The organism is [Clostridium] ultunense DSM 10521 (genome assembly GCF_000511955.1).
GTDB classification, from domain to species: Bacteria; Bacillota; Clostridia; order Tissierellales; family Tepidimicrobiaceae; genus Schnuerera; species Schnuerera ultunensis.
In genome coordinates, this window is sequence record NZ_AZSU01000002.1 from 304,568 (window position 1) to 329,988 (window position 25,421).

Consider the following 25,421-nt stretch of genomic DNA (forward strand, 5'->3'; position numbering starts at 1 on the left):
TTAAAGCCAAAAAAATTTTATCCATTCCTTCTTTTATGGTATTATAATATTAGGATATTTATGGAATCGAAAGTATATAGGGAAGTGATTAGATGTTAAGTGAAAGCCAATTGGAAACCCTTAATAAAATATTTTCTAAACATAAGGTTGTAAAAGGGGCCTATCTATTTGGCTCTTATGCAGAGGGGAAAGAAAATAAATTTAGCGATCTAGATATAGGGATAATTTTAGATGAAGTCTATGAAAAAAACATAAAGATACAATTGTTAAAGGAACTATCTTATAATGGGTTTTGTAATGTAGATTTAGTTCTACTCAACGAAGCACCAACAATGATTGAGTTTGAAATTGTTAAGCATAATAAACTTATATACAGGAGAGAGGATTTTAATCATCCAGTTTACTTTTCTAATATAATAAGAAAAGGTCTGGATTTTAAACCATTGGTAAAGGTTCAAAGGAAATTTTATAAGGAGAGACTATTAAATGGTAAATAAAGATATACTTTATAAGAGAATTGAGAGAGCACAGGAATATATTCTAATATTAAAAGATATAAGGGAGAATTTATCTTTAGAAGATTTCAAGAAGGATTTAATTATTCAAGGAAGTGTAGAAAGGTATCTTCATCTTACTATTGAGGCGCTTTTGGATATAGGGAACCATATAATTGCTGATGAAGGATTAGGGAAAGTAGAAGTCTATAGTGATATAGCTAAAATATTATCTTTAAATAAGTATATAAATAAAGAACAAGAAGAAATTTTTGTGAAAATTATAGGCTTTAGAAATATATTAGTACATGATTATCTTAGTATAGACAAAGATATAGTATATGAAATACTTGAAAATGGTTTAGGAGATTTGGAGGATATCCTAAGAGAATTTGGTAAATTGCTGTAACGAGTTTCTAGTGTTTACTTAAGGGCTAAAGGGAACTAATCACTGTTGATTGGCTCCCTTTAGAGATAAACTTTTATATATTTTCAATTCCATTTACAATTCTTTTAAACTTGCTTAAAGGGCTATGAGGGGATATGGCAAACCTTGGAAGATCATATTTATCCGATTCCCTGGTAACATATCCAGCTTCTATGGTAAAGGCCATATCATATCCTGTTTGTTTTAAATACTGGATAGTATTTTCATTATATTTTCCATAAGGATAAGCAAAGTATTTAGCATCTACTAATTCCTTGCTTTTTATTAAATCCTGAAGGATAATTTCCTCTTCTGAGGATATTAGAAGTTTCTCACCCTTATCATTTACATCATGCAGTTCATAGGTATGGCTTTCATAATCGAATACATCTTCGTATTTATATGCTTCATATATACTTAAAGATTGGGTGTCACTAGGATCAAAGGGAACCTGAACACCATCTACCCTGTATCCTAACATAAATATGGTTCCTCTAAAATTATATTTTTGCATAATGGGATAAGCATATAGGGCATTGCTCAAATAACCATCATCAAAGGTAATAACTACAGTTTTTTCCGGTAGAGTAATTTCTCCCTCTAAAAAGGATTGCAATTCATCTAGAGTTGCAGTGTAATATTCATTTTCATATAAATAGTCCATTTGCTCTTCAAAGGCTTCCACCGATATAACACTACCGTTGTTAGACCAATTATATCTATCTATATCTTCTTGTTCTAGTATATGGTGGTACATTAGCACGGGAATTTTTTCGGCCTTCTTTTCGCTTAATCGATTCCTTAACTCTAGTATTTCCTTTCTTAACCTTATACTGTGTTCTTTATGTAATTGGTATCTTCCTTCTGCAGTATTGTTTTCTCCATAGGCTGCAATTGGTGCCTGTACTACTAGTGTAATCATTATCAATAATATTATTCCAAATCTTTTCATGTATCTGCTCCTTCCTTGTCTAATGTAATACATATATTATATATTTTTTATGCCAGGCTGTAAATGAAAAAAAGCATAAAAGGATAGGTAATACATGGATTGATTCTTATGATTAAATTTACCTATACTAGCCTATTGAACTATAAATATAATCAATTTGTTTTAGAGGGAATCTTATCATAAAATTAATATGAGTAAATTCTAGGAGGTATTGAATAATGACTAAAGAACAATTAGTTGAAGAGGTTAAAAAAGAAGCTGAAGGGTATTTTGAGCGAGGTGAGTTTTTCTGTTCAGAAGCTGTAGCTCAGACTATAAATAATCTTCTTGGCAAACCATATGATGATAAGATTGTAAAAATGGCTTCTGGCTTCCCAATAGGTATGGGAAAATCTGGCTGTTTATGTGGTGCAGTAAGTGGTGGGCAAATGGCCCTTGGAATGGTCTATGGCAGGGTTCATGGTGAACCTATGAATGAAAAGATGTTCCCACTGGCTGCAGAATTACACGATTATATTAAAGAAGAATATGGTTCCACATGTTGTAGAGTTATGACTAGACAATGGGCAGGAGATAATTTCCAAAGTCCTGAAAGGAAGAAACATTGTATAGCTATAACAGGAAAAGTTGCAGAATGGATAGCAGAAAAATTAATTGAAGATGGACAAGTTGAATTATAAATAAACACCACTTAAATATTAGTGGTGTTTATTTTATAGATTATTTGGCAGTTTCAGTTTTAGAAAATAGGAATCCAATATACCTTAATAATACATAGAGTACCATTATTACCGCCAAAACTTCTTCAAATTTTACTATATATTTTAATATAAATAATTCCTTTCCAGCATTAATCAAGAAGCCATTAGTTAATTTTATGGATATTCCACTGATGACTAAAGGAAAAGTAAAGGCTGAATAACTTGGATAAAAGGGTAGTTTCAGCAGTTTAGGAAGTTGTAGTAATACGCAAAGTAAAGTAAACTGAGACAAAACTAATAATAACCAAACTATAAACATATTTTTATCTTGGAATGAATTCATGTATCCGGCTAAACAAAGGCTGGCTGGTGCAGCTAAAATTACTATTGTTGGCAATGCTGGCTCTGGGATCTCTTTAACCCTTACAACCCTATATAGGACTATTGGCAGTAATATTAAATAGGATATAAAACCGAACCAGAACAATATTCGACCTATATTTCCCATCTCAAAGGCAGGGGCAGTTACAGACCCAACTACGATTCCAACGTATACGATATACCAACTGGGAAACACTTTCTTAATATTGAAATTAAATACATGTTTTCCTGTAAAATAAAGAATTAGAATAATGTGCAAGACTAATCCGATAACCCATATGCTAAAGGCCAATGAGGGCATAAAAGGCTTAATATATGTAGCTATAAGCATAATCCCCATAGAAAGAGCAGGAAAAACACTGGCAACTACTGGGTTATTTAAGTCTTGGACTACTTTTTTTGGGTACTTTATGATTTTAATTAATATTAAAACTAAAAGGATCGCTGCCAGGACGCCAAAGACATTTCTGTAGATATTGCCATAGGATAGTACCAGATTACCAGTAGCTGCTAAGGCTAACATTAAAGCTACAGCTGGTAATGGCAATTTTTTTACAATTTCCTTCATCAGTACATCTCTCCTTTTTCTTAAATTTAAATAATAGGGCTAATGTCTGCTAAGAACTTCTTCCCAGGATAGATTAGCATAGAATTGACAACAAATCCAATAAAGATTATCTATACTAAAAAGGGATTTTTAAAATATTCCCTATAGTAATAGGCTCTTAAACCTAGATGGTTTTTTAAACGTTTTTCCATGATTTCTCTATATTTTTCTAATTATAATACATCGTTAGGAAATGGATTAAATATTAAAAAATACAAAATTATGGTATAATATATTTAGGCTTTATGAGGAGGGAAATAACCAGCCTATTTAGGGCTGGTTTTTCAAAAAACAAGACATGCATTGCCAGTAGGATTATTAGCAGATTTAGCTGGTCTATTAACTGCTAACTACGTTTCTAGAATATTCTTTTAGATAGTATTGGAGGGTAGAAATGATAAAACCAAAAGGGTTAAAAATTGGAGATACCATAGGGGTGGTTGCCCCTGCTAGCCCTACTACTATAGATAGGGTTGAAAAGGCATATGAAAAGCTAATTGAAATGGGCTTTAAGGTGATTATGGGGGAAAGCTGTTATTCAAATTATGGATACTTGGCAGGGACAGATGATGTAAGGGCAGAAGATTTGAATAAAATGTTTAAAAATCAGGAAATAGACGGAATCATATGTTTAAGAGGTGGATATGGGACACCGCGTATATTAGATTTGTTGGATTATGATTTAATTAAAAATAATCCAAAAGTATTCATTGGATATAGCGATATAACAGCTTTACATATTGCCTTTAATAAATTGTCAACCTTAGTAACCTTCCATGGTCCTATGGTATCATCGGATTTAATTGGAGAATTTAGTGAGTTTTCTAAGAAGAGTTTATACAACTCTATCTTAGAAGGAAAGTTTCAGCCAATTATAAAGGACCCGTTAGATGAAATAACAATCATAAATGGAGGAAAGGCAGAAGGGGCTATAATAGGTGGTAATCTATCTTTGATAACTAGCACCATTGGTACTCCTTATGAGATAGATTCAAAGGGGAAAATCCTATTTATTGAAGAAATAGGAGAAGAACCCTATAGAATAGATAGAATGCTTACCCAACTGAGATTATCAAAAAAATTAGAGGAAGCAGAGGGAATTATATTAGGAGATTTCAATAACTGTGTAGCTGAAAGTTCCGAATATGATGATTCCTTGACTTTAGAGGAAGTAATAGATCAAATAATAAAACCCTTGGGAAAGGCAACCATATTTAATTTTAAAGCAGGCCATTGCGAGCCAACGGTTACTATTCCCTTTGGGGTAAAAGCAAAGCTTGATGCAGACAATAAAGTATTGACTTTATTGGAAAAGCCTATAGTATAGATTAATCATTGGAAAACCAGTCTTCAAGGACTGGTTTTTCTGTAGGTTTTTGGGGGAACTAAAAAATTTTTAATAAAAAACTTGACCATTGGTCATTTTAGTATTATAATGTTAACTATGAAATGACCAATGGTCATTTTCATTTTGTAAAAGGAGGTGTGTTTATGGTATCTAAGGTTGAAATGAACAAAAGGAAGAAGGAGAACTCTTTCTATGAGGCTGCCTATGATCTATTTACTACTAAGGGAATCCATAATACAGCCATAAACGATATAGTGAAAAAAGCTGGAGTAGCTAAGGGCACTTTTTATTTGTATTTTAAGGATAAATACGATCTATTGGATAAGATAGTCCTAAATAAATCTGCCCATGTACTTTGTGAGGCAGTTAAATGTAATAAACTGAAAAGTTTTCATACTTTTGAAGAAGAACTTTTAAGTTTTGTAAACTATATAATAGAGTACTTTAAAGAGGATAACTTGCTTTTAAAGCTAATATATAAGAATCTATCTTGGGGCACTTTTAAAAAGGCCTATAAAGATTATGGAGAGATTCATGAAATATATCAGATGTTTGAAAGAGGCTATGAAGGCTCTTCTACACCTAGAGATCAGGTAGAAAAGATTCTGTTTATGATAGTAGAACTGACAGGTTCCGTATGCTATAGTTGCATAATATTAAATGAACCTACCAACATAGATGAGATGAAACCTGTTCTATTTGATACTATTAAGAAGATGATTTAGGAGATGATTTTATGAATAAATTTGGCTTATTTATTGCAAAACATAGAAAAATGGTTTTGATAATTGCTACATTATTATTACTGCCCTCTTTATATGGGACAGTTAAAACTAAAATAAATTATGATATACTTACCTATTTACCAAAGGACTTGGAATCGGTAAAGGGACAGGAAATATTGAATGATGTATTCAACAGCTCCTCTACCGGTATGTTGGTTATAGAAAATATGGAACCAAAGGATGTAGTAAAAGTAAAGGAAAATATCAGTCAGATCCATGGAGTAGAAAGTGTAATATGGGTAGACGATTTTTTAGATATTAGTGTTCCAAAGGATATGCTTCCAGGGGAGCTAAAGAAGATGTTTTATAGGGAAAATTCCACTTTGGTCATGATAAAATTCACGAACGAATCTTCTTCTCCAATAACCCAACAGGCTATAGTAGATATAAGAGGGGTATTGGATAAACAATCTTTCTTAAGTGGTATGGCTGCAGTTCTTAAGGATACAAAGGATTTAGCCGATAAACAAACCCCTATATATGTAGCTTTGGCAGTAGTATTGGCGACTATAATACTTATGCTAACTTTAGAATCTACTATTATACCCTTCATAATACTTATAAGTATAGGTTATGCCATATTATATAATTTTGGAACCAATATACTGCTAGGGGATATTTCCTATATTACTAAATCCTTAGCCGCTGTATTGCAGCTGGGAGTTACCTTAGACTATTCCATATTCCTACTTCACAGATATGAGGAAGAATGTGAAAAGTTAGATAACAAAGAAGAGGCTATGGGACATGCTATAGCTATGACTGCTTCTTCTATAGTAGGCAGTTCTTTGACCACTATTGCAGGATTTTTAGCCATAGCATTTATGGAATTGACTATAGGTAAGGATATAGGTCTGGTAATGGCTAAAGGGGTAGTCTTTGGTGTTATATCCGTATTAACGGTATTACCAGCCTTAATCCTAGTATTTGATAAGCTTATTAACCGTTTCAATCACGGGACTATATTGCCAGAGTTTAATGGATTAGGAAAGGCGGTTACTAAACATTACAGATTATTCATATTAATAGGTATACTTATTTTTCTGCCAGCTTTCTATGGACAGAGGAATAATGATGTATATTACAATTTAGATGAATCCTTACCTGATGATATGGAATCTATAGTAGCCTTTAGAAAATTAAAAGACGAATACGATATGATGACTACCCATATGGTCATACTATCCAAGGATATACCTAATTATGAGATAAAACAGATGATAGGAGAGATTGAAAAATTAGAAGGTATAGAAAATGTACTATCCTATCAAAAATTAATAGGGCCAAGTATACCAGAAAATTTCATTCCACAGGCCTTAAAGGATAGATTTGAACAGGGAGATTATAAGCAGGTAATTATCAATTCTGAGTTCAAAGCGGCTACCCGTGAGGAAAATGCTCAAATAGAAGCAATTGAAAGTATAGTTAAGAAATACGATAAAGCCGGTATAGTTACAGGAGAAGGAGTGTTGACTAAGGATTTAATAGGTATTGCAGATAGGGATTTCAAAAGGGTAACTAGTATATCCAATGTAGCGGTCTTTGCTATAATACTTCTAGTTTTTACTTCTGTATCCATACCAATATTTTTAATATTAGCTATAACCTTGGCCATATTTATCAATATGGGAATTCCATATTATATGGGAAATTCCATTCCCTTTATAGCAAGCATAGTAATAGGTTCTATCCAATTAGGAGCTACAGTAGATTATGCCATATTATTGACTACTAGATTTAGAGAAGAGATAAAGAATGGCCGGGATAAATTCACTGCTATGGAGGTGGCCGTTAAGGAATCGGCAAAATCTATTATTACTAGCGGATTGGCCTTCTTTGGCTCAACCATCGGTGTAGCAATTATTTCCGAGATGGAGTTGGTAAAGAGCTTATCGGCTATGATAGCTAGAGGAGCCTTGATATCTACAGGAGTAATCCTATTTATACTACCGGGAGTGCTAATAGCTGGGGAAAGCTTCATAAAGAATACAACTAAAAATTGGAACAGAGAAAAGACAGAGAAAGCTGAGAAAGGAAGGATTGTATATGAAAGCAAATAAAACAATATCTAGAATATTAGCTATGGTAATGATTTTAACTTTGGTATCCTCAAACATGGTATTAGGGGAAGGGGTAGTTAAAAAGGAAGAGACTGTTTATGTAAACTTGAACAATAATGGGGAAGATTTAGAGAAGATATCCAGTATATGGATCCATTCCAATTCCCCTTTAAAGAATTTAGAGGATAAGACCATATTGGAAGATGTGGTAAATGTTAAAGGTGAGGAAACACCAAAAGTGGAAGATGGCAAGTTAATGTGGAATACGGATAACAAGGATATCTATTATCAAGGAAAGGTAAAAAAACAAATACCTATAAAACCAAAAATTAAATATTATCTAGACGGAAAGAAAGTAGAACCAGAAGAAATAGTAGGACAATCGGGGGAAATAAGGATTAGAATAGATATTGAAAATAAGGATAATCGTTCCATTCATTTGAAAAAGGGTGAAACTAAGACTGGATATGCACCTTATTTAGTGGTTACTGTAGTAGATCTACCTATGGATAAGTTTAATAATGTAAAGATAAATACGGGGAAAATAGTATCTGATGGTAGCAATCAAATAATCACCTTCATATCCTTACCCGGTCTTAAAGACAGTTTAGGAGTAGATGACAATCTATTGGATTTGGAGGAATATCTAGAGATAATTGCAGATGTAGAAGATTTTGAGATGAGGCCAATTGTATTTACAGCTACATCGAAGATACCGGAAATCGACGCATTGGATGATGCAGAGGATTTAGATCAATTGATAGATGGAGTGGAGAAGATTAAAGAAGCCAGTGAAAAGTTGACAGAGGCAACCCAAAAATTATATGAAGGTCAATTAGAGTTAGATAAAGGTCTTGATGAATTTATCCAAGGAGTGGATAAGATAAAGTTTGGTTCCCATACCTTGTTAGACGGTTCTCTAAAGTTAAAAGAAGGGCTAAATGTAACCTATGATGGTAGTAAAAAAATAGATGAAGGAGCTAATAGCCTATCCCAATCGGCTAATCAGTTAGGGGAAGGATTTGAAGGGTTAGGCAATGGTACAGTTGAGTTTAGCAATAAAGCAATGGAATTTTCCCAAGGGGCAGCCCAAGTAGCTGAAGGTGTAGATAAGATTCCAGAGAGTACTGAAGCCTTAAGGGGAGGAATGGAAGAATTAATTCAAGGTACTGATACCATTAAAAATGGGCAGGATAGCTTAAGTAAAGGATTAGGTAAAAGCCTTGAAGCTATAGAAAAAATTAAAGAAGGAAAGGAAAAGGAAGGGAAAGTAGTGGATCTACTATTAAAGGGAGTAGGGGGATTGGATAAAATAGCGGCTGCTATTGAAAACTTTCCTGGTGGCACTGCCTTATCCCAAAGCATGAAGGAAGCCTTGGAACAACAAAGGTTGGCTTTAGAAGGCCTTAAAAGCTCTAGTCAACAGCTAGTATTAGCTTTGGAACAGCTAGAGGAAGGGCTAATACAGGCAGAAGGAGCTTCAATAGAATTGGCTCAAGGTATTGAAAATCTAAATATAGGCCAAAAGAGAATCTCCGGTGGTTTAGGAGAACTAGCACAGGGAACGAAGGGATTAAAGGGAGCTTCTAGCCAATTAATAGAAGGTAGCTCAGGTTTGCAACAAGGGGCTGGTACTATAAATGAGAATGCTCAAAAGGCTAAAGAAGGAGCAGGAAAGTTTTCGCAAGGCTCAAAGGCCTTATCCCAAGGAGCAAAGGAGTTTACCGAAGGACTGGGGGAATTGAATAAGGGTGCAGATAGGCTTCATGGTGGAATAGAAGAATTATCTAAGGGAGCAAGCCAATTGACTGAAGGCGGTGGAAAGCTAAGAGAAGGTAGCCAAAGGCTTACAGAAGGTTCAAGGGAATTAAATGAAGGTATGAATCAATTTCATGATGATGGTATAAATAAGATGTGGGAAGAGGTAAAAGATGTAGATATGGATATTGTACAGGTAATAGATATAAAGGATGAACTGGTTAGAATATCTAAGGAAAATAATTCCTTCTCTGGTATATCGGATAATATGGAGGGAAGCTTAAAATTCATCATGAAGACAGAGGGAGTAAAGGGAATAGAAAAGGAAGAAAAACTAGTAGTCAATAATGAAACAGAAGAAGAAAGTGGTTTCTTAGCCTGGATTAAAGAGATATTTAAAAGATAATTTAAGAAAAAATGTGTCGTTGACTATTTATAGTCGACGACATTTATTTTTAAAGATGGAAAAAATTAAAACTTTTGACTTTTATCTAGTATTGCCTTATAATATATATTTAGTAACATTCTGTATAATTGGAATTGTCTCAATATTGACAAATCTTTCAGAAGGGAGGGAAAATGGATAAAGAGTAAATAATTTAAAAAAAGGAGGTATTATATGGGAAATTCCTATGAAAAGAAAAAATTTTCAGCTGGAGATTACTTAAAGTTTATTGTGCCTTCAGTTATTGGTGTGCTTTTATTGATGTTTCCTTTCAAATATGAAGGTGAAACGACCATTCTAGTTGCCTTATTGGCAGGAGGATTAACAGGCCTATTAGAATCAATTTTACCTATCATCATTGTAATTGTAATAACTTTAACTGGAATTATGACTCTCGCTTACAAGTTTTCTAAACCCGCATTTATTGAGAATAGTGAATTTTTAAAATCTATATTTGATGTATCTAATTTTTGGATTATAACTAGAATAGTTGGCGTCCTACTCAGTATTTTAGTATATTTTGAAATAGGACCTGAATGGATCTGGTCTGAAGATACTGGAGGATTAATACTCCACGATTTAATATTGGGGCTGTTCTCCATATTCCTATTTGCAGGATTTTTACTACCTTTTCTAACAGACTTTGGATTATTAGAGTTCATCGGTGCCTTGCTTACCCCTGTAATGAGGCCAGTGTTCCAATTACCTGGACGTTCATCTATTGACTGTATTGCTTCTTGGGTAGGAGATGGGACTATTGGTGTAGCTTTAACCAACAAGCAGTACGAAGATGGATATTATACTGCTAAGGAAGCATCTATTATTTCTACTACCTTCTCGGCTGTATCTATTACCTTTAGCTTAGTAGTATTAAATCAGGTAGACTTAGCCCATTTATTTGGCCCTTACTATCTGACTATAGTCATATCTGGAGTAGTTGCAGCTATTATAATGCCTAGAATTCCACCTTTATCTAGAAAGAAAGATACCTATTTTACAGGAAAAAAGATGGATGTAGGAGAAGATGTGCCTGAAGGTTTTACAAATTCTCAATGGGGAGCTTATCTTGCTATTAAGAAGGCAGAGGAAAGTGGAAATGTTAAGAACTTCATCATAAATGGAATTAAAACCGTTCTAGATATGTGGTTAGGGGTATTACCTGTAATAATGGCCTTTGGTACTATAGCCCTTATAATTGCAGAGGCTACCCCAGTATTTGACTGGTTAGGAATGCCTTTTATTCCAATACTAAAATTATTCCAAGTTCCACATGCAGTAGAGGCTTCTAAAACCATGGTAGTAGGATTTGCAGACATGTTCCTTCCTTCAGTTATAGGCGCTAGTATCCCAAGTGAGATGACTCGTTTTGTTGTAGCTACTGTTTCTGTAACCCAATTAGTTTATCTATCGGAAGTTGGAGCTGTAATTTTAGGATCCAGAATACCTGTATCTTTAAAGGAGTTATTTATCATATTTATAGAGAGAACTCTAATCACATTACCTATTGCAGCCATAGCTGCCCATATTATATTTTAAAAGTCTATAATAGAAGCCATTCCTTTTTAGGAGTGGCTTTTTCTTTTTTAAAAGGAAGGAAAAAAGGATTCTATGTCTAATATAGTAAGGAGGAATAAAAAAGAGGTGGGACCATGTGTAAGATGAGGAACAGAAGTAAATTTGTCATATTGGCTGTGTTAATATTAGTTAATGCAATATTTATATCCTCTGAAATGACAGCTGAAGAGGGAGATTCTATGGAGGAGATTGAAGGAAAATTAGAGGATATTTCTGATGAGGAAAGGAAGATTTTAGACTCTTTGTTTATCCAAGCACAGGAAATTGAAGCATTGGAGAGGGAAAAGGGAAAAATTGTTCTAGATATTGAAGACATGGAAAAGGAAATAGAGGATATAGATAAAAAAATTCATAAGGAGACTAAAAACTATGAAGAAAAGCTGAATTTGCTGAAACAGGTCCTTAGATCTTATCAGAGGATGGGGCCTGGTTCTTATATTGAGATAATTTTAGATGCAGATAATATAAATAATCTATTGAGAAGGATAAATACTTTAAGGGATTTAACCAGAAATACGGGAGGGTTATTAGACTCTATAGATGAGATTAAGAATAGGCTAATTCTAGAAAAGGCTAATTTAGATGAAAAGCTTAACCTTTTAGAAGAAAAGGAAAATCAGTTGGCAAAAACTATAGAAGAAGGGCAACAAAAAGTACAGGATATGGAAGAATATTTAGCTTCTTTGGAAGGAGATAGAGAATATTATGAAGAACGATTAGATAGTATTCTTAAGATGATGGATGAACTGACCCTCTTGATAAAGGATGCAACAAAGGAGTTTACTCATATAATAAAAGAAGGAGATTTACCTGAGGATAAGGTAGAAATAAAATTAGCAGAAAAGGGAGTAAAGGCTACTATCGATGAAGATGTATTTAATGAAATAATCCAAACTAATTCTAATTTACCAAAGATCATACTCCATTTCAATTTAGATAGGGTAGGGATGGAATTCCCAGAAAAAAACCTTTTACTACAGGGTTCCTTCCTCATTTTAGATGGCCAAACTTTAAAGTTTCAAGTGGAAGAAGGAAGTTTCTATGGTTTTGTTCTTAAAAAAGGGACTATTGATAAATTTTTCGAAGAAGGGGATTTTGTTCTAGATATTCAACCATTAATAGGGAAAAATGTGATGAAAAAAGTAGAGGTCAGAGAAGGTTATATGGAATTGATGGTTGATATTAAGCTGTTTTAATATATTGTTGGAGGTTTTTTATTATGATTGAAGCTAAAAATATATCCTTAGTATATGGGGATGGGACAAAGGCTTTAAAGGAAGTAAATTTACATATTAAAAGGGGAGAAATTGCTTACATAACAGGGCCTAGTGGTTCTGGAAAGACTAGTTTACTAAAGCTAATAATGGGGATGGAATACCCTACGGAAGGTTCTTTAAAGGTAATGGGACAGTCTATGGTAAAGGAACAGGCGTCAAATATTAGAAAACTTAGAAGGAATATGGGACCGGTTTTCCAAGAATTTAAACTCATAAAGGGCAGGACTGCTTTGGAAAATATTGTATTGGGCATGAGATTTTTAAACTTTAATCCAAAGGAGATGGAGGCAAATGCTAATAAGGCTTTAGAGAAGGTTGGGCTAAGCCATAAAAGGAATTCCTTGGTAGAAAAGCTATCCTGGGGTGAAAGTCAAAGGATTGCCATTGCTAGGGCTATAGCTAGAAAACCATCCTTGGTTTTAGCCGACGAACCTACGGGAAATTTGGATATAGATAATGCTTTGAACATATTGGATATTTTAACTTCCCTTAAGGATGAAGAAACTACTGTCATAATAACCACCCATGCAACCCATTTAATAAGGGATAGGGAGGAAGGACTGTTTATCCGAATTGAAGAAGGAGACCTTCAATGGGAAAGACGGGAGGTTATGGCAATATGAAGAAGGTAGCTTATAATCTAGGTTATTTTTTCAGGGAGGCAAGGACCTTATTTAAAATAGATTTTTTTCCTAATATATTTTCCATAATAAGTATTGGATTAATATTTTTTATTCTGGCTTTAGTTATTTCCGGATGGGGAATTAGCAATTATATTATAGGAATAGTAGAGAAGGAAGCGGAGATAAATGTATATTTTAACGATGGATTACAGGATGGAGAGATTAACAGATTGATGGAGGATATTAAAAGGATAGATGGAGTAGGTAAGGTTATATTAGTAAGGCAAGATGAAGCTTATAATAGGATGGCAGAAATATTGGGGAAGGAAGCCAGTATTTTGGAATTATTTGATGATAATCCCTTCACTTCCTTCATAGAGGTACAGATCCAAATAGAAGAAGCGGATTCCATATTGGATAGATTGGAAAGGATGGAAGATATAGATTATATAAGGGATAATAAGAAGGTTATAGACCGGCTACAGGATATTGTAATTATACTTAAAGTTTTAGGAGTTTTGGCTGTAATAGCTGTTGGTGTTTCTACTTTAATAGTAGTATCCCATATTATTAGACAGGGGATATATAACAATAGGGAACAGATAAATACATTAGAATTATTAGGGGCTCCGGAATTTTTCATAGGTTTTCCGTTCTTATTGGAAGGGCTATTTTTGACTTTAGTAGGTGGAATTTTAGCCTCACTACTATTGATATTGATCTTTAAAATAGGCTATGGGCAGATGGAAATAGCCCTACCTTTTATACCTTTGCCACCTAGTGAAAGTTTGACTATCAATATGGTATTTTTGATTTTAGCTATGAGTGGGATTCTAGGGATAGTTGGAAGTCTATTTGGTTTAGCTAAACATAATATTAATCATTGAACCATGGTAAAATTTCTCCCTAATCTCCATATAATATATGGAAGGGGGTGGATTATCATGGACAAAGATAAATTTATTGAAATGGTAGGGAAGGTGGCTATTGAATATTATTCTGAATACAATATATTGCCTAGCCTAGTCGTAAGTCAGGCTATCCTTGAATCAGGCTGGGGGGTCAAACATATAGAGAACAATATATTTGGCATTAAGGCTGGGCCCTCATGGCCGGGGAAAGTGGCTTTGAGACGGACTACTGAATGGGATGGAACTAGGTATGTGGTTAAAGTAGATAAATTTAGGGCCTATGATAGCATGGAGGATAGTATAAAGGATTATTTGAAATTAATAGGAGGTTCTAAAAGATATGAAAAGGTCAAAAAGGCTAAGGATTATAAGGAGGCAGCTAGATTAATATATGAGGCAGGTTATGCTACAGATCCTAAATATGTGCATAAGCTGATTAATATAATTGAAAGCAATAAATTATATGAATACGATAAAAGGGCAGAACCCATTAGTTCTTGGGCAGTAGAGGCTTGGGAATGGGGAAAATCTGAAGGAATAACTGATGGAAGGAAACCTAAAACCTATGCTACAAGGGAACAGGTTGTGACTATGCTTTATAGAATTGTAAAGAAAATAACCAACTTTAAGTAGTTGGTTATTTTTTGTGGTATAATATATAGGCAGGCTAATTAGGAATAAAACTTAAGGGGGCCAGAGGATGCGTTTAGAGATATTTGATTTTATTGATGATACCATAGTTTTGGTAGACGGGATGAGGGATTTATTAGAGGAAGGCAATAGGGAGTTAGAATATTTCTTTAAAGAAAAATTTTTAGACTTGGATAATATACTAAATATTAGTTCGAGAGTTAAATCTTCCATGAGTTTAAAGGAAAAGATATTTAGAAACAATTTTTATTTAAAATATGATTCGCCAGGGGAGCTGATTGAGAATCTATCGGATCTAATTGGAGTAAGGATTGAATGTAGATTTATTGAAGATGAAGAAGAGGTATATGGTAAGCTATTTGAAATATTCAATAAACCTGAAGGAAATGGTTATTATTATAATGAAGGAAAGCCTAATATATTGCTTAAATTAGATGAAAAACAGCCCCAGCTACAAAAAAACGGTTTTGGTATATATAAAATTGATGGGAAATATATTAAAGATAATAGGGTATTAAAATTTGAATTACAGATCAAATCTCTTGTAAACGTATTTTGGGGGGAAGTAGAACATAAGGTATTGTATAAAAATTACAAATATCTACTTACAGAGGAATTGTTTAAGGACGTAATGTATTCCTTGAGGGAAAATTTAAGTATGGTGGATAGACAACTGATGATTCTGTTTAATCATTTGAAGGATATGGATGAGTCCAATATAGATAAGAGAAGGGAACAATTAGAGTCCATCCTATCCAAGTTAATATATGAGATATATTCAGAAAAGACAAAAAAGGAATTTGGTTTTGTTGTGGATTATAGGAAATCCTGTGATGTAATTGTATCCTATGTTTTAAGGAAAAATGGTTCTAAGGAGCCACAAAGTTATGATGAAGTGTTTTTAAAAGTTCTAGAAAGACTTTATAGAATAAAGGAAAATGAGATATATTTGGATAGACATATAGAGTTTGAAAGGGAAATAGAATACGAAGATGATTTTTGTGAAAAAATTGGGGAGGCTATTTTAGAGATAATAAACAAGGATTTCAAATGGAACCTATTCTTTAAGATAATATTCCAATTGGAAACGGGTAATAATGCAGAAGAATTTGAAGGGTTCCTAGTATTCCTGAGAAATCGTTTTCATGACAATTTAAAACTTAATCAAGGGCTAAATGCTAAATTTTCTCAAGGAGAAAGGGAAGAGATTATAGAATATATTATGAATTTAGTAGCGGATAGTTTTATAAATAATAGAGAAATAGAGTTTATAAATGATGATAATATAGATTGCATGAATCATAAGATAAATGTAACCTTAAACAAGGTTATGAATTATGATATGTGGAAGGAGAATATCAAATATTTTACCGACGAGTTTATGATGAAACTTAATAATTATAAATAATAATAAATAAGTTCCTTTTTGGTGCCTGGCACCGAAAAAGGAACTTATTGTTCTTATTTTCTTTTAGATAATTCTTCTTCTTCATATTTTTTAACTATACTATACCATTCATCTTGGATTGGAACATTGTTAATATTACAATAGTAGTTCCAAATATCACCAAAAGGATAAGATTTAAGCTCTTCCATTAATACTAATCTTTTAGTGAAATCTCCTTCTTCTTGTAGTTTTTTCAATTCTCCATTGGGCATTAAAAGGGCAAATAATAATGCTTTTATCATATTTCTAGTGCCTAAAACCCAGGCGGCAACTCGATTGATACTTGCGTCAAAGAAATCTAAACCAATAATTACCCTATCTAATGCATCGTTTCTAACAATTTCTTTGGCAATTTCTTGCAGTTCGTCATCAAAAGTAATAACATGATCGCTATCCCAGCGAACAGGTCTACTAACATGTAATGCTACCTTATCGTTAAATAACAGCATAGATGGTATTTTATCTGATATAACTTCAGTAGGATGGAAATGCCCAGCGTCTAATAGATATATTTTGTTGTTCTTAGCTGCATAATTCATATAGAACTCATGGGATCCAACAGTATAGGATTCTACACCTATTCCAAATAATTTGGATTCAACTGAGTCTATATTATATTTTTCATCTATTTCTTCTTCGAATATTTTATCTAATGAATCCTTAAGCCTTTTTCTTGGAGTAAGTCTATCGCTAGGTATATCCTTAAACCCATCAGGGATCCAAATATTGGTTAAGCAAGGTTGGCCTAATTCCTTTCCAAAATATTCTCCAATCTTTCTAGACCTTTTACAATGTTCTATCCAGAAGGTTCTTATATCTTCATCTGAATGGGAAAGGGTGGCTTCTTCAGCTTTTGGATGGGAGAATAGGGTAGGGTTAAAATCCAATCCTAGGCCCATCTTTTTTGCCCATTCCACCCAGTTTTGAAAATGTTTAGGTTCAATTTCATCTCTATCAACGGCTTCACCATCGGTTTCTGCATAGATGGCATGTAGATTAACCTTGTGTTTTCCTGGAATCAAACTTAATGCTTTTTCTAAATCCTTTCTCAATTCTTCAGGATTTCTAGCTTTTCCGGGATAATTTCCCGTTACATCGATTCCACCAGATAGTGAACGTTCTTCAACCTCAAAACCGGTAATATCATCACCTTGCCAACAATGGATTGATATTTTAACTTTAGATAATTTTTCAAGAGCATGGTCCACATCTATACCTAATTTTTCATAATCCTTTTTTGCTAATTGGAATCTTTCATTAATATTCATCTTATACCTCCTGATTGACGTTATTTATCAAAATCTATACTATCTATTTTAATTTACTATCTATTTTAGTTTAGGAGATTACATATGAAATCGGTTCCATGATAAGCTATTAACTAAATTATATATTTTAAAAGGAGGCATTTTAATATCCATATTTGTTAAGTTTATTAACCTTATTTGCAAAAAGGAATATTTTAACTAACGGTATCCCTATATTTTTTCGGAGTTTTATTATACTTTTCTTTAAAAATTTTATAGAAATAGGTCAAATTCTCATAGCCTATAGATTGGGCGGTTTCTGATATAGGTAAATTAGTAGATTTAAGTAGCTCTGCAGCTTTACTTAAACGTTTTTCTTGCAGTAATTCATTGAAGGTTAATTCTGTATATTTTTTGATGATTCGACTTAATTTATAATGGGGTTGCATTAGTTTATCTGATATTTCATATAAGGTTGCAGTTTTATAATTTGTATCAATATAGTTTAAAGTATCTAAAACCAATTTCTTTTCATAATCATTGGCAGAATAGCCTTCAATAGAATCGGAGTTTTTGGCCAATTCAATTAATAATAGACCTACTAATAATTTTATTGTAGCCTCACTCATGGTAGAAGGCTTGTACAATTCCCACATGATTTTATCTATAGTCTCATGAATTTCTTTGTTTTGCGATACCTTAAAATATAGATACTCGGCTCTCGCGTCGTTTGTATACAATGTGGTCAATAGGAAGTCACAAATAATATTATCGTTATCTAAGAAGGTTAAAATATAATTGAAAAATTCAGGCTTTATTATAAAATTAATTGCAATATCCCTGTATTCCGACGGAAGGACTTCATGGGAGATTTGCTGGTTTAAAAAGATCAACTCCCCCTCTTTTAGGGTTAATTTTTGAGAATTAACTACCTGCCTAAAACTACCTTTATACACATATATAAGTTCAATAAAATTATGCTTATGTTCAGGAAAATGTACGAATCTAGGATGTTTACGAATATCTATTAATTTATTCTTAGTCAATAGTTTATTGCTATCAACGATAAAATCAACATCGTCTGTATATAAGCTTTGGTTAACATCAGCTCCCTCTAAAATATCAATTTCCTCTTTGGTTAATGCCAGTAATTTATAATACATTTGCTTTTTCAAGGAATCACCCTTTCCATTGTGATTATATATATCTTACTAGATATTGAGGACATAGTTCAAGGGTAGAATGGGAGGTAAAATTTACTTTTGCCTATATATTCAAATAGTAATTTTCTTGACAATGAAGATTTAATTATGTAATATATATGTAAATCCTTTGGACAACCTAGAAGGATGGAGATTACATATGAGAGTGACTAGGAATGATGTAGCTAAAAGGGCAGGAGTTTCTACTGCCACCGTATCCTATGTTATTAATAACAAGGATAATATTTCAGAAAAAACAAAGAAAAAAGTATTAGAAGCAGTCCGGGAATTAAATTATAAGCCGGACATGATTGCACGTAGCATGGTAACCAAAGAAACTAAACAATTGAGTATAATACTCAATGATATTGCAAATCCATTCTATAGCGAGATGGTATTAGGATTTGAAAACATAGCTATGGAAAAAGGTTACTTTGTCAATGTGTGCACTGGTTATAAAAATTTAACTAAGTATTTAGATAGTTTTATTGAAAGAAGAATAGATGGAGTCTTTATGGCTGCTATTCCCTATAAATTTGATGTAAACAAGATGTATGAGTTAACCAATGTAGGGATAAAAGTTGTAATGTTTGGGGATTCAAAGGCTGATATTAAGAGGATATCTTCTATTGAAAACGATCACATTCAAGGGATGGATATAGCCATCAAACATTTAAAAGATTTAGGCCATAAACGGATAGCCTATGTAAGTGGTTTTGGGTTAGAACATAGATTTGATAAAAGGTTGGAAGGCTACTTAAAAGCTATAAAAAAGTACAATCTTTGTGAAGATATGGGTTTAATCGTTACTAATACCAAGGAACCATATGATACCACTATAGATACGGGTATTAGACTTACTAGGAAATTGTTAAATTCAGGACAAGAATTTACTGCAATAGTATGTACCAATGATTTAATGGCCTTTGGAGCCATTCATGCATTGAAGCAAAATAATTTAAAGATTCCAAGGGATGTTTCAGTTGTAGGAATAGACGATATAAGTATGGCTAAAATATGGAATCCTTCCTTAACTACATTACAGGTACCTAAAATAGATACTGGGAGGAAGGCATTTCAATTCTTGTATTCCAATATTAAAAATGGGGATACAGGATACCATGTAAACGATTTGGAATTAATCGTGAGAGATTCTACAGGACCAGCAGCCACTTAAAAATACAGGATAAGTGGGGTAAATAAGAAATATTATATTGATAAAAATTTACACGAGTAAGTAAAATGAAAATATTAACCAAAAGATTACCTATAAAAATAAATAATTGAGGATTTTATAATTTCGTGAAAGGGATACAGATATTGAAAACGCTAATGCATAAATAATGAGAGGATTATCTTTCAAATTTTGCGCTAAATTTATGCGAGTAAATTACCTTAGGGAGGGATTGTTTTGAGCAATGCTTTGGAACTTAAAAATATCACTAAGACTTTTCCGGGGGTAAAGGCTTTAGATAATATGCAGCTCTCTTTAGAGAAGGGTGAAATTCATGCTATATGTGGAGAAAACGGAGCAGGGAAGTCTACCCTTATGAAGATCATAACGGGAGTCTATCAGCCAGATAAAGGAGATATTATTTTAAATGGAGAAAAGGTTACCTTTAAAAATCCAAATGAGGCTTATGATAAGGGTATTTCCATAATCTATCAGGAGAATAGTCTATTTCCAGATTTAACGGTATTGGAAAACATGTTTATTGGCCATGAACCGACAAAGAGCATAGGGCCAATAAAGGCTATTGATTATAAGGCTATGACCTATGATGCTGATATATTAATATTAGATGAACCTACTGCAGCATTGACTAATAGGGAGACAGAAGCTTTATTTAGGATAATCGATAGGCTGAAATCGGAGGGTGTATCCATGCTTTACATAAGCCATAGACTGGAAGAGATATTTGAAATTGCAGATAGGGTTACGGTTATTCGAGATGGTGAATATGTGGCGACCAGTGATACTAAATCCGTTACAGAAGAACAACTTATAGCTTGGATGGTTGGAAGAAATGTAGATAATTTATATCCTAAGTTCCATGTGGATATAGGAGAAAATGTATTGGAGTTAAGGAATGTAAATCAAGAAGGAGTATTAAAAAATATTAATTTAAATCTGAAAAGGGGAGAAATTTTGGGTATATCCGGTTTGGCTGGTTCTGGTAGGACTGAATTGGCTGAAGCCATATCTGGTTTAACCCAAATAGAATCAGGTGAAATCATTTTAAATGGTGAAAAAGTGGAAATAAAAGATTATTCTAGTGCTTTAGAATATGGTATGGTATATGTTTCGGAAGATAGGAAGGAGAAGGGATTAGTAATTCCCATGGATATTAAGGAGAATATCACGATGCCTATCTTACAAAAACTATCTAATAGCAAGGTTATAGATTTTCAAGAGGAAAGAACTATTTCCAATCATTATATGGAACAGCTTTCAATAAAGGCTCCTAGCATTGATAGTATAGTTGGGAATCTATCTGGTGGTAACCAACAGAAAGTTGCTATTGCCAAAGCCCTAGCGTGTAAACCAAAGATTTTAATTTTAGATGAACCAACTAGAGGGGTAGATGTAGGTGCTAAATCTGAAATCCATAGACTAATAAGCCAACTTGCAAAAGAAGGATTATCTATAATTATGGTTTCTAGTGATTTGCCAGAGATTTTAGGGATGGCAGATAGGGTTTGTGTAATGAAGAATGGAACTATTGTAAAAACATTTTCTAGAGAAGAAGCCACCCAGGAAAAAGTTTTGGCTGTTTCATTATAAAAGGTGAGGGTGATATATATGGAAAGGATTAAGAATGATAGGAATAAACGAGAACTTATTTTAGGATTGTTTACCTTTGCAGCTTTTATGGTTTTATACATATTTACAAATTTTAAAACGGCTGCAGGTACAATGATGGGACTTTGTGGGTATACTGCTGCCTATTTGTCCCAGAAAGGTTTTAACTTTTTAGTTTTTATACCTGCAGCTATTATAGTAGGAGTTCTATTTGCATCTATAAATGGAATTTTAATTACTAAGTTTAAGGTTCCTGCCATGGTAGCTACCTTAGCTATGGTAAATGTCCATTTAGGTATATTTATTTTACTTCCCCATGGAGGTTGGGTTGAAAATTTACAATCTAATTTTACTAAGATAGGTAGAACCTCCTTTTTTACTGCTATACCTTTAGTATTCGTGCTTTCGTTAATACTTACAGCTATTTTACTTTGGTTTATGAAATATAGTAGATTTTCTAAAAAAATATATGCTGTTGGTGGAAATGCGGAGGCGGCTATATTATCTGGTATCCAGCCAGAGAAAGTGATTATGCAAACATATATATTAGAGGGAATACTTATTGGAATAGCTTCTGTATTATTCTATACTCCTAAATCCATCGTTCAAGCAAACTCTACTCATGGAATGGAAATGTTATTTATTACTGCAACGGTAGTAGGGGGAACAAATATTGCTGGAGGAGAAGACTTGGTATAGTGATGGAATTGAAAGCAAAGCCTATAGAGAAGCTTTAGATATTTTAAATGAACATAAGGATATTAGTGGAATATTTGGAACCAATGAAAAAACCGTTATGGGCATAGCAAGGGCTATTGAGGAAAGGGGGTTAAAGGATCAGATAAGTTTGTTTGGTTTTGATGGAAATTACGAAGAGGTTTATTATATGGAAAAGGATATTTTATCAGCGCTAGTAGTGCAAAGACCATTTAATATGGGATACTTAGGGATTAAAACTGTGGTAGAAGAAGCAAGAAATGGACAAAAACCTCAGTATATTGATACAGGATGTAAACTAATAACAAAGGACAATCTATTTACTCCAGAAAATAACAAACTATTATTTCCATTAATAAATAGTGGTTTTAAACAATAGATACAAAAAAGAGTTTTTTAAACTTTTTATGGACGAAATTCCCTTCGAGGGAATTTTTTTTAGTATATTATATATCTACAACAGGAAAACGTTTAAAAAGGCAAATTGAAAGGTGGGATGATAATGGAGCCATATCTAGTTTCTATGGAAAATATAAGTAAATTTTTTCCAGGAGTTAAAGCATTAGATCAAGTTTCTTTCCAATTAAAAGCTGGAGAAGTACATGCTTTGTTAGGAGAGAATGGAGCGGGCAAATCCACTTTGATGAAAGTGCTTACAGGTGTTTACCATAAAGATAATGGAGTTATAAAAATAAATGGAAAGGAAGTAGATATTGCAGATCCTAAAGCAGCACAGGAACTAGGGATAAGTATTATACATCAAGAGTTTAATCTACTTCCCCATTTGACAGTGGCTCAAAATATATTCATAGGTAGAGAACCTAGAAAAGTAAAAGGAATTTTAGATGAAAAGAAGTTAAATGAAGATGCAAAGAAGATTTTAAAAAGATTAGATTTAGATCTAGAACCAACAGATATAGTTAAAGACCTTAGTGTAGCTGAGCAACAGATGGTGGAGATTGCAAAGGCCATTTCTGTTGATAGTAGGGTATTGATTATGGACGAACCAACCGCCGCCCTTACAGAGGGAGAAGTTGAAAAACTATTTGAAATAATTAAAACTTTTAGGAATGAGGGAATTGGGATAGTGTATATTTCCCACAAGATGGAAGAGTTTCAACATATAGTAGATAGAGCAACTGTTATGAGGGATGGGCAGTATATTGGAACAGTAAATTTTAAAGAAACAACTTTAGACCATCTTATCCAAATGATGGTTGGAAGGGATCTGAAAGACAAATATCCAGAAAAACATGCAAAAATAGGAGAGAATTTTTTAGAAGTAAAAAACATTTCAAGAGAAAATGTTTTGGATAATATAAGCTTTAATCTTAGAAAAGGAGAAATACTAGGCATAGCAGGATTGATGGGTTCAGGTAGAACAGAACTTGCTAGGGCAATATTTGGGGCTGACCCTATAGATAAAGGAGAAATATATCTACATGGGAAAAAAATAAATATATCTAACCCAGGAGATGCAATATCTGAAGGAATCGGCTATTTGTCAGAAGATAGGAAAAGAGATGGCCTAGCTTTAGGGTTAGATGTAGAAGATAATATAGTGCTTGCTAGTTTGAAAGATTTTGCAAACAAATTTGGAATAGTCCAAAGGGATAAAACCCTTAAAGAAAGCGAAAAACAGGTTAAAGACTTGAAAGTAAAGACTCCTAGTTTAGCACAGAAGGTAGGTAATCTTAGTGGAGGTAATCAACAAAAAGTTATTATTGGAAAATGGTTGTGTAAGAATATGGAGGTATTTATTTTTGATGAACCAACTCGTGGAATAGATGTTGGTGCCAAGTATGAGGTTTATAATTTAATGAATCAATTGGCAGATGATGGGGCAGGAATTATAATGATTTCTTCGGAGCTACCGGAAATTCTAGGTATGAGTGATAGGGTTTTAGTAATGTGTGAAGGCAGAATAGCTGCTGAGTTAGATATAGAGGAAGCTGATCAAGAAACGATTATGTTTTATGCAACAGGTGGAAAATAAAGCAGAAAGTATATATTAGAAAAGGAAGTGGTTTTAATGGGAAAAGGGAAGCAAAATGTGAAAAAAATTAGCAGAGATTCAATACAAAAAATAGCAGCATTATTAAGTCTAGTAGTTTTAATCGTATTTTTCTCTATTGCTGCTGCGCCAAATTTTTTGGCACCACAAAACTTGATCAATATTATGATGCAAACAACTGTAACGGGAATTTTGGCTCTTGGAATGACTTTTGTCCTAATTACAGGCGGTATTGACTTATCCATAGGGTCTTTAATAGCTTTTTCTGGTGTAATAACTGCAGTTACAATAACAAATGGTATGTCACCAGTTATGGGATCTATAATTGGCTTAATATCAGGAGTGATCCTAGGAATTATTTCTGGATTACTAATTTCTAAAGGAAAATTACCTCCTTTTATAGCTACTTTAGGGATGATGATGTTTGCTAGAGGGGTAACATTATTGATTACTGAAGGGACACCTTTATATTTTCAAAATGCACCAAATTTCAAATATTTATCTCAAGGTAAATTAGGTCTGGTTCCTTATCCAGTAATTTATTTCATCCTATTAGCAATAGTAAGCCATTTTATTTTGAAAAAGACGGTAATTGGAAGGTATATATTTGCAACAGGAAGTAATGAAGAAGCTGCAAGATTATCGGGAATACCTGTAGATAAGGTAAAAACTTTTGTATATATTTATTCAGGGTTGTTTGCTGCCATAGCTGGTATTATATTAGCTGCTAGATTAAACTCAGCTCAACCTACTGTTGGTGAAGGATATGAATTAGATGCTGTAGCGGCAGCTGTTATTGGTGGGACAAGCCTTGTAGGTGGAGAGGGGAACAATAGCAGGTACAATTATAGGTGCATTTATAATGAGTATCCTTAAAAATGGACTAAACTTAATGAGTATCTCTCAGTTTTGGCAAAAAGTATTAATGGGAATAGTAATAATTGGTGCAGTATATGTAGATAGTTCTAAAAAACGTAAGTCTAAAAAATAAAGTTT

General features: G+C 33.2%; 24 protein-coding genes. 20 read left to right on the plus strand and 4 right to left on the minus strand.

Annotation, left to right across the window (positions count from 1 at the left end; genetic code table 11):
- The first annotated feature begins 92 nt into the window (after positions 1-92).
- Positions 93-497: a type VII toxin-antitoxin system MntA family adenylyltransferase antitoxin gene (mntA, locus tag CUL_RS0104315; protein WP_025640608.1), complete on the plus strand. Its 405-nt coding sequence runs from the start codon at positions 93-95 to the stop codon at positions 495-497.
- On the plus strand, positions 487-903 hold the full coding sequence (gene hepT / locus CUL_RS0104320) for a type VII toxin-antitoxin system HepT family RNase toxin (RefSeq protein ID WP_005583697.1): 417 nt from the start codon (positions 487-489) through the stop codon (positions 901-903). Before mntA ends, hepT begins: the two co-directional genes overlap by 11 nt.
- Before the next feature lie 73 nt (positions 904-976).
- Here hepT and CUL_RS0104325 read toward each other — a convergent pair whose 3' ends face one another.
- Positions 977-1,873, minus strand: a complete 897-nt coding sequence (locus CUL_RS0104325; protein WP_025640609.1) for a polysaccharide deacetylase family protein — start codon at positions 1,871-1,873, stop codon at positions 977-979.
- Positions 1,874-2,091: 218 nt separating this feature from the next.
- Here CUL_RS0104325 and CUL_RS0104330 point away from each other — a divergent pair, with 218 nt between their 5' ends.
- Entirely contained in the window at positions 2,092-2,553 is a 462-nt protein-coding gene (locus CUL_RS0104330; RefSeq protein ID WP_035142804.1) for a C-GCAxxG-C-C family protein, read from the plus strand.
- 40 nt (positions 2,554-2,593) lie between these two features.
- Here CUL_RS0104330 and CUL_RS0104335 read toward each other — a convergent pair whose 3' ends face one another.
- Positions 2,594-3,523 (minus strand): TDT family transporter, encoded by a 930-nt coding sequence (locus CUL_RS0104335; RefSeq protein ID WP_025640611.1) that lies wholly within the window; start codon positions 3,521-3,523, stop codon positions 2,594-2,596.
- Positions 3,524-3,956: 433 nt separating this feature from the next.
- On the opposite strand from CUL_RS0104335, the gene CUL_RS0104340 reads away from it, so the two are divergent.
- The 10 genes from CUL_RS0104340 (at position 3,957) to CUL_RS0104385 (ending at position 16,403) form a co-directional block, all read left to right on the plus strand.
- Entirely contained in the window at positions 3,957-4,889 is a 933-nt protein-coding gene (locus tag CUL_RS0104340) for a S66 peptidase family protein (RefSeq protein ID WP_025640612.1), read from the plus strand.
- A 164-nt stretch (positions 4,890-5,053) separates the two neighbouring features.
- A complete protein-coding gene (locus tag CUL_RS0104345) occupies positions 5,054-5,635 on the plus strand; it encodes a TetR/AcrR family transcriptional regulator (protein ID WP_005583702.1) in 582 nt (193 codons plus the stop codon).
- An 11-nt stretch (positions 5,636-5,646) separates the two neighbouring features.
- Complete coding sequence (locus CUL_RS0104350) at positions 5,647-7,755, plus strand: efflux RND transporter permease subunit (protein ID WP_005583703.1); 2,109 nt, start codon at positions 5,647-5,649, stop codon at positions 7,753-7,755.
- The gene (locus tag CUL_RS0104355; RefSeq protein WP_025640613.1) at positions 7,742-9,919 is read left to right on the plus strand and encodes a methyl-accepting chemotaxis protein; all 2,178 of its coding nucleotides are present in this window, start codon (positions 7,742-7,744) and stop codon (positions 9,917-9,919) included. Before CUL_RS0104350 ends, CUL_RS0104355 begins: the two co-directional genes overlap by 14 nt.
- Before the next feature lie 213 nt (positions 9,920-10,132).
- On the plus strand, positions 10,133-11,494 hold the full coding sequence (locus tag CUL_RS0104360) for a YjiH family protein (protein ID WP_005588396.1): 1,362 nt from the start codon (positions 10,133-10,135) through the stop codon (positions 11,492-11,494).
- Between the two features lie 113 nt (positions 11,495-11,607).
- Complete coding sequence (locus CUL_RS0104365; protein ID WP_005588395.1) at positions 11,608-12,729, plus strand: coiled-coil domain-containing protein; 1,122 nt, start codon at positions 11,608-11,610, stop codon at positions 12,727-12,729.
- A 23-nt stretch (positions 12,730-12,752) separates the two neighbouring features.
- A complete protein-coding gene (locus CUL_RS0104370; protein ID WP_025640615.1) occupies positions 12,753-13,433 on the plus strand; it encodes a cell division ATP-binding protein FtsE in 681 nt (226 codons plus the stop codon).
- Positions 13,403-14,320: a cell division protein FtsX gene (locus CUL_RS0104375; RefSeq protein WP_005588392.1), complete on the plus strand. Its 918-nt coding sequence runs from the start codon at positions 13,403-13,405 to the stop codon at positions 14,318-14,320. The genes CUL_RS0104370 and CUL_RS0104375 overlap by 31 nt, the downstream gene beginning before the upstream one ends.
- 57 nt (positions 14,321-14,377) lie before the next feature.
- The gene (locus tag CUL_RS16650) at positions 14,378-14,977 is read left to right on the plus strand and encodes a glycoside hydrolase family 73 protein (RefSeq protein ID WP_025640617.1); all 600 of its coding nucleotides are present in this window, start codon (positions 14,378-14,380) and stop codon (positions 14,975-14,977) included.
- 67 nt (positions 14,978-15,044) lie between these two features.
- A complete protein-coding gene (locus CUL_RS0104385; RefSeq protein WP_025640618.1) occupies positions 15,045-16,403 on the plus strand; it encodes a GTP pyrophosphokinase in 1,359 nt (452 codons plus the stop codon).
- A 53-nt stretch (positions 16,404-16,456) separates the two neighbouring features.
- On the opposite strand, the gene rhaA is transcribed toward CUL_RS0104385, so the two are convergent.
- Entirely contained in the window at positions 16,457-17,710 is a 1,254-nt protein-coding gene (gene rhaA / locus CUL_RS0104390) for an L-rhamnose isomerase (RefSeq protein WP_005588389.1), read from the minus strand.
- 194 nt (positions 17,711-17,904) lie between these two features.
- Positions 17,905-18,864, minus strand: coding sequence for an AraC family transcriptional regulator (locus tag CUL_RS0104395; protein WP_025640619.1), 960 nt, complete (start codon positions 18,862-18,864; stop codon positions 17,905-17,907).
- A 187-nt stretch (positions 18,865-19,051) separates the two neighbouring features.
- Here CUL_RS0104395 and CUL_RS0104400 point away from each other — a divergent pair, with 187 nt between their 5' ends.
- The 7 genes from CUL_RS0104400 to CUL_RS19865 all read left to right on the plus strand — a co-directional run bounded on the left by CUL_RS0104400 (position 19,052) and on the right by CUL_RS19865 (position 25,416).
- A complete protein-coding gene (locus tag CUL_RS0104400) occupies positions 19,052-20,068 on the plus strand; it encodes a LacI family DNA-binding transcriptional regulator (RefSeq protein ID WP_005588388.1) in 1,017 nt (338 codons plus the stop codon).
- A 234-nt stretch (positions 20,069-20,302) separates the two neighbouring features.
- Positions 20,303-21,676 carry a sugar ABC transporter ATP-binding protein gene (locus CUL_RS0104405; protein WP_025640620.1) on the plus strand — a complete coding sequence of 458 codons (1,374 nt, stop codon included), beginning with the start codon at positions 20,303-20,305 and terminating at the stop codon, positions 21,674-21,676.
- An 18-nt stretch (positions 21,677-21,694) separates the two neighbouring features.
- Positions 21,695-22,393: an ABC transporter permease gene (locus CUL_RS0104410; protein WP_025640621.1), complete on the plus strand. Its 699-nt coding sequence runs from the start codon at positions 21,695-21,697 to the stop codon at positions 22,391-22,393.
- Complete coding sequence (locus tag CUL_RS0104415) at positions 22,368-22,790, plus strand: substrate-binding domain-containing protein (protein ID WP_025640622.1); 423 nt, start codon at positions 22,368-22,370, stop codon at positions 22,788-22,790. The genes CUL_RS0104410 and CUL_RS0104415 overlap by 26 nt, the downstream gene beginning before the upstream one ends.
- 123 nt (positions 22,791-22,913) lie before the next feature.
- Positions 22,914-24,407, plus strand: a complete 1,494-nt coding sequence (locus tag CUL_RS0104420; protein WP_025640623.1) for a sugar ABC transporter ATP-binding protein — start codon at positions 22,914-22,916, stop codon at positions 24,405-24,407.
- Positions 24,408-24,443: 36 nt separating this feature from the next.
- The gene (locus tag CUL_RS16655; RefSeq protein ID WP_201767842.1) at positions 24,444-25,301 is read left to right on the plus strand and encodes an ABC transporter permease; all 858 of its coding nucleotides are present in this window, start codon (positions 24,444-24,446) and stop codon (positions 25,299-25,301) included.
- Entirely contained in the window at positions 25,288-25,416 is a 129-nt protein-coding gene (locus CUL_RS19865; RefSeq protein ID WP_201767843.1) for a hypothetical protein, read from the plus strand. The genes CUL_RS16655 and CUL_RS19865 overlap by 14 nt, the downstream gene beginning before the upstream one ends.
- Positions 25,417-25,421 lie beyond the last annotated feature (5 nt).